Annotated in this window: 5 protein-coding genes; 4 read left to right on the top strand and 1 reads right to left on the bottom strand. The window is 72.1% G+C overall.

Going from position 1 to position 6130, the window contains the following annotated elements:
* The first annotated feature begins 4 nt into the window (after positions 1-4).
* The 4 genes from PYV61_RS19455 (at position 5) to PYV61_RS19440 (ending at position 4712) form a co-directional block, all read left to right on the top strand.
* Entirely contained in the window at positions 5-394 is a 390-nt protein-coding gene (locus PYV61_RS19455) for a helix-hairpin-helix domain-containing protein (protein ID WP_275834715.1), read from the top strand.
* A 36-nt stretch (positions 395-430) separates the two neighbouring features.
* Positions 431-2263: an ATPase, T2SS/T4P/T4SS family gene (locus PYV61_RS19450; protein WP_275834713.1), complete on the top strand. Its 1833-nt coding sequence runs from the start codon at positions 431-433 to the stop codon at positions 2261-2263.
* Positions 2260-3432, top strand: a complete 1173-nt coding sequence (locus tag PYV61_RS19445; RefSeq protein WP_275834711.1) for a type IV pilus twitching motility protein PilT — start codon at positions 2260-2262, stop codon at positions 3430-3432. Before PYV61_RS19450 ends, PYV61_RS19445 begins: the two co-directional genes overlap by 4 nt.
* An 86-nt stretch (positions 3433-3518) precedes the next feature.
* Positions 3519-4712 carry a type II secretion system F family protein gene (locus tag PYV61_RS19440; protein WP_275834709.1) on the top strand — a complete coding sequence of 398 codons (1194 nt, stop codon included), beginning with the start codon at positions 3519-3521 and terminating at the stop codon, positions 4710-4712.
* A gap of 48 nt (positions 4713-4760) precedes the next feature.
* On the opposite strand, the gene PYV61_RS19435 is transcribed toward PYV61_RS19440, so the two are convergent.
* The coding region (locus PYV61_RS19435; protein ID WP_275834707.1) for a hypothetical protein at positions 4761-6130 on the bottom strand (1370 nt) is incomplete at its 5' end.

The raw sequence follows: 6130 nt of genomic DNA, 5'->3' as shown, positions 1-6130 counted from the left end.
CGGCGTGCGCGCGGCGCGCGGGGGGGCGGGTGGCCAGCCGCGTGACGATCCCGGCCCGCGCGCGGGGCGTGGCGAGCGCGACCCGGGGGCGGCTGGCGCGTCTGTACGCAGAGGTCCGCCGGACGGGCCGATCGACGTCGACGTGGCGGACGCGGCGACGCTCGATCGGCTCCCCGGCATCGGGCCCGCGCTGGCGCGTCGGATCGTCGACGACCGGGCGGCCCGCGGCGCCTTCGGCTCGCTGGAGGCGCTGGGGGAGGTGCGGGGCGTGGGGCCGCGCGTGCTCGGGCGGCTGGCGCCGCACGTCGTCTTCTCCGGACCGCCCCGTCCTCCGTCGTCGTCCGTCGTCCCGCCCGCCGGCCGGCGGCGGCGCGCCTCCCGGTCCGCCCCGTGAGCGCGTCGCCGCGCCGGCCGTCCCCGTCCTCCCGCCATGGCCGCCCCCGTCACCGCGCCTCCCGCCGCCGACCGCGAGCGCATCGGCGAGCTCCTCGTGAAGGAGGGGCTCGTCACGCGCGAGCAGCTGTCGCGCGCGCTGTACGAGCAGCAGCAGACCGGGGCGCGGCTGGGCTACTGCCTGGTGAAGCAGGGGGCGATCGAGGAGACGATGCTCGTCAAGACGCTGGCGCGGCAGTACCGCATGCCGGCCGTCGACCTGGCGCGCTTCGAGGTGGACCCGCGGGTGCTCAAGCTCGTGCCGGCGGAGCTGGCGTCGCGCTACGTCGTGTTCCCGCTGAAGCGGGACGGGCGGACGCTGACCGTGGCGCTGAGCGACCCGTCGAACCCCGGGGTGCTCGAGGACCTCAAGTTCATCACCCGCTACGACATCTTCCCGGTCGTCGCCGGCGAGCACACGCTGCGGGCGCTGGTCGAGAAGCACTACGAGAGCGGCGACCAGCAGATGCAGTCGCTCCTCGCCGAGATCGCGGGCGAGGAGGGGGACGTCGAGGTCCTGGAGAGCCAGGAGGACGACGGCGGGAACGGGATGGCGGGGGTGGACGAGGCGCCGGTGGTGCGCCTGGTGAACGCCATCCTGACCGAGGCGGTGAAGCGCGGGGCGAGCGACATCCACGTCGAGTGCTTCGAGCACGAGCTGCGGGTGCGCTTCCGCATCGACGGCGCGCTGCAGGAGGTGATGAAGCCGCCGATGAAGCTGAAGCCGGCGCTCATCAGCCGCCTCAAGATCATGTCGTCGCTGAACATCGCCGAGCGGCGCGTGCCGCAGGACGGGCGCCTCAAGATCAAGGTCGGGAAGCGCGTCATCGACTTCCGCGTGAGCACGCTGCCGACGCTGTTCGGCGAGAAGATCGTGCTCCGCATCCTCGACAAGGGGAACCTGACGCTCGACCTCGAGACCTTCGGCATCGAGCCGGCCGCCGAGTCGGCGCTGATGGAGGCCATCAGCAACCCGTACGGGATGGTGCTGGTGACCGGCCCCACCGGCTCCGGCAAGACGACGACGCTCTACAGCTGTCTCTCCAAGATCAACGACGGGGAGACGAACATCATGACCGCCGAGGACCCGGTCGAGTACAACCTCTTCGGGATCAACCAGGTGCAGGTGCGCCCCGAGGTGGGGCTGACGTTCGCGGCGGCGCTGAAGGCGTTCCTGCGCCAGGACCCGAACGTCATCATGCTCGGCGAGATCCGCGACCTGGAGACGGGCGGGATCGCCATCAAGGCCGCGCTCACCGGCCACATGGTGCTGTCGACGCTGCACACGAACAGCGCGCCCGAGACGGTGACCCGCCTGCTGGACATGGGGCTGGAGCCGTTCAACGTGGCGAGCGCCGTGAACCTGGTGCTGGCGCAGCGGCTGGTGCGGCGGATCTGCGGGAAGTGCAAGGTGCGGCGCCCCGTGGACCTCGCCGAGCTGACGGCGGCCAAGGCGACGCCGAAGACGACGCTGCGGGAGCTCCGGTTCACGCAGCGGGCGCTCGACGACGCGAAGGCGCGGGCGACCCCGGAGGCGGCGCCGCTGCTGGGCGGCGTCACGCTCGACACCGCGGTGGGCGACCTGCCGTGGTGGAAGGGCGCCGGGTGCGACCACTGCGCCGGCACGGGGCTCAAGGGGCGGCAGGGGCTCTACGAGGTGATGGTGCTGTCCGGCGCGCTGCGGAAGCAGGTGCTCAAGTCCCCCGACGCGGCGGCGCTGCGCGACGCGGCGGTGGCGGAGGGGATGCTCACGCTGCGCATGGACGGCTGGCTGAAGGTGCTCAAGGGCGTGACCACGCTCGAGCAGGTGATCCGGGAGACCTCCGCATGACCGACACGACCACGCCGACGGCGCCGGCGGCGCCGCAGCTCAACCTCCGCACGCTGCTCGAGGAGATGGTCTCGCGCGGCGCGTCCGACCTCCACATCACGGCCGGCGAGCGGCCGAAGCTGCGGCTCGACGGCGAGATCGTGAACGCCACGTACGAGTCCACGCTGTCGCCGCGCGACACGCAGACGCTGGCGTACTCGGTGCTGACCGACAACCAGAAGAAGCGGTTCGAGATGGAGGACGAGCTGGACTTCTCGTTCGGCATCCAGAACCTCGCCCGCTTCCGCGGCAACGCGTTCAAGCAGCGCGGGTGCGTGTCGCTGGCGGTGCGCCAGATCCCGTTCGCGATCAAGCCGCTGGCGGACCTCGGGCTCCCGTGGCCGGTGGCCAACTTCGCCGACAAGCCGCGCGGGCTGGTGCTGGTGACCGGGCCGACGGGGTCGGGGAAGTCGACGACGCTGGCGGCGCTGCTCGACAAGATCAACAAGGAGCGGCGCGGGCACATCATCACGGTCGAGGACCCGATCGAGTTCGTGCACCGCCACCAGAACTGCATCGTCAACCAGCGCGAGGTGGGGACGGACACGAAGTCGTTCCAGAGCGCGCTGAAGTACGCGCTGCGCGAGGACCCGGACGTCATCCTGATCGGCGAGATGCGCGACCTGGAGACGATCCAGGCGGCGCTGACCATCGCCGAGACGGGGCACCTGGCGTTCGCGACGCTGCACACGAACAGCGCGGCCGAGGCGATCAACCGCATCATCGACGTCTTCCCCAGCCACCAGCAGTCGCAGGTGCGGGCGCAGCTGGCGTTCGTGCTGGAGGGGATCGTGACGCAGACGCTGGTGCCGAAGGCGAGCGGGCGCGGGCGCGTGCTGGCGGCCGAGGTGCTGGTGGTGACGCCGGCGATCCGGGCGCTGATCCGCGACGACAAGGTGCACCAGATCTACTCGCTGATGCAGGGCGGGAAGAAGTTCGGGATGCAGACGCTGAACGACGCGCTGTACCAGCTCTACCTGAACCGGCAGGTGGCGGTGGAGGAGGCGGTGCGCGTCACGAGCCACCCGAACGAGTTCCTGCAGATGATCGGCCGGCAGCCGCAGGACGACGCGCCGACGGGGCCGACGGCGAAGACGGCGTCCGTGCCCCCGAGCATGCAGAAGCGGTAGGGGCGCTGCGGGCTGCGGGCTGCGGATTCCGAACCCGCAGCCCGCAGCCCGCGGCGCCCGGCGGCGACCCACTCCGAATCACGACGATGCCTACCTTTGCCTACACGGCGAGAGCTCTGAACGGCGACCTCCGCTCGGCGACGCTCGATGCGCCGTCGCGCGACGACGCGGTGCTGATGCTGAAGCGCATGCGCCTGTCCGTCCTCAAGATGGACGAGGCGTCGAAGCGCCCGAAGGGCGGGTCGAAGGTGCCGATGCGTGACATCGTCATCTTCACGCGCCAGTTCTCGACGATGATCAACGCGGGCCTCCCGCTGGTGCAGGCCCTCGACATCCTCGCCAAGCAGAGCGAGCACAAGGGGCTGCAGGACATCACCAAGGCCGTGGTGTTCGAGGTCGAGAGCGGGGCGACCGTCGCCGACGCGATGCGGAACCACCCGAAGGGGTTCACGGACCTCTACACGAACATGGTGGCGGCCGGCGAGGCGGGCGGTATCCTCGACACGATCCTGATGCGCCTGGCGACCTTCCTCGAGAAGAACGACCGCCTGGTGCGCAAGGTGAAGGGCGCGATGGTCTACCCGGCGGTGATCATGAGCGTCGCCGCGCTGGCGATCATCATCCTGCTGTGGAAGGTCATCCCGGTGTTCAAGGACATGTTCGCCTCGGTGAACATGGAGCTCCCGCTCCCGACCAAGATCGTGATCGGGATGTCGGCCTTCCTGAACAGCTACTGGTGGGCGCTGGGGCTGGGCGCGGTGGGGCTGACGCTGATGGTGCAGCGCGTCTACGCCACCCCGGAGGGGAAGCTGGCGATCGACCGCATGCTCCTGAAGATGCCGGTGCTCGGCGACGTGCTGCGCAAGGCGTCGGTGTCGCGCTTCACGCGCACGCTGGGGACGCTGATCTCGTCGGGCGTGCCGATCCTCGACGGGCTGGAGATCACGGCCCGCACGGCCGGCAACCGCGTGGTGCAGGACGCGATCATGGCGTCGCGCGCGTCGATCGCCGGCGGCGACACGATCGCGGCGCCGCTGGCCAAGTCGAACGTCTTCCCGCCGATGGTGATCTCGATGATCGCGGTCGGCGAGCAGACGGGCGGGCTGGACGAGATGCTGTCGAAGATCGCCGACTTCTACGACGACGAGGTGGACGCGGCGGTGAGCGCGCTGCTCTCGCTGCTGGAGCCGATCATGATCGTGATCCTCGGCGTGGTGGTCGGCGGGATGATCGTCGCCATGTACCTGCCGATCTTCGACATGGTGAACGCGGTGCAGTGAGGCGCCGCCCGTCCTGACGGCGGCCGGCCGCGTCTCGCGGCCGGCCGCTCAGCGCAGCCGGGTCAGACGCACCGCGCGCGCGGTCGGCGCCATCGACACGAGCTCGAGCGACACCCCGCGCGGCCCGTCCCCCATCAGGTACAGCGCGGCGTGCGCGCCGTCGGCGGCCGACAGGGCGTGCTCGCCGCCCGCACGCCGGCCGGCGCGGCCGGGGAAGCCCGCGGCGAGCGGCCCGGACACGCGCGCGCGCTCGGCGTGGTCCCACGCGGTGTAGCGCGGCAGGTCGTGTGCGACGCCCGGGTCGATCAGCCCGGCGGTGACGCTCGCGAGCGCCTGCCGGTCGACCAGCTCCGCGTAGCCGACGCCCAGCACCGAGGCGAGGTGCGCGATGACCGCCGGGCGGTCGTTCCAGTCGACCGGCGTCTGGACCAGCCGCTGGTACAGCGTCGGCCGCCGCCCGTGCTCGGTCGACGCCTCGCCCGCCAGCTCGCGCAGGAAGACGAGCATCCGCGCGTTCGCGCCGTAGCGGCCGTTGGCCTGCCACGGGCCGAGCGCCGGCTGCGTGCCCCACATGCCGAGCGCGCCGCCGGTGACCGCCGGGGCGTCGGCGCCGACGCCGGCGTGCCGCGCGCGCAGCGGCTGCCCCGACGCGATGCGACTGGCCGTCTCCTCCGCGACCGTGGCCAGCCCCTCGCCGATGATGCCGGCGATGCGGTACCGGCGGCTCGTCAGCGCGTCGGCGTTGTGGGCGTACTCGTGCAGGAACACCCCCGCGACCGAGGCGGCGTCCTGGCTCTGGGGCATTGCCAGCCGGTCGGCGCTGACCAGGCTCACCACCATCTCGGAGGAGCGCGGGCAGCTCGCCTGGGTCGTGAGGTTCGAGGTGCCGAGCGGGCCGTCGTAGGCGAACCCGGTGGCGTTCGGGAGGGTGCCGAGCAGCACGTAGAAGCGGCCGCCGCCCCCGGCCGGGGGCCGGTAGTCGGCGTCGAAGAGCGAGCGCATCGTCGGCAGCAGCAGCCGGTCCGTCATCGCCGCCGCGTCGCGCAGCCAGCCGAGCTTCGCCGGGTCGAGGTACGCGGCGGCCGACGGGTGCCGCAGGTCGACGACGGCGACGACGCTCCCCGAGATCGCGACGACCTTCGCCGGGAAGCTCGCCACCGACGCCGGCGCCTGCTGGCAGATCTGCGCCTGCCCGGAGAACCAGTCGACGAAGCGCAGCGTGTCCCCCACGACCGCGGTGGCGTAGCGCGGGTCGAACTGGACCGGCGCCTGCGCGTGGCTGCCGGTCAGCGCGGTCGTCCCGGGGATCGCGGGCTCCGCCAGCGTCCCGGCGCCGCGTGCGGCGAGCGACGCGAGCGGTCCGCGCGCGGCGGACGACGCGGCCGTCGCCGCGGACATCGTACGCAGCGACAGCACGA

It is taken from the genome of Roseisolibacter sp. H3M3-2, from assembly GCF_029211165.1.
Lineage (GTDB): Bacteria > Gemmatimonadota > Gemmatimonadetes > Gemmatimonadales > Gemmatimonadaceae > Roseisolibacter.
This window is presented reverse-complemented; position numbering and strand designations above follow the sequence as displayed.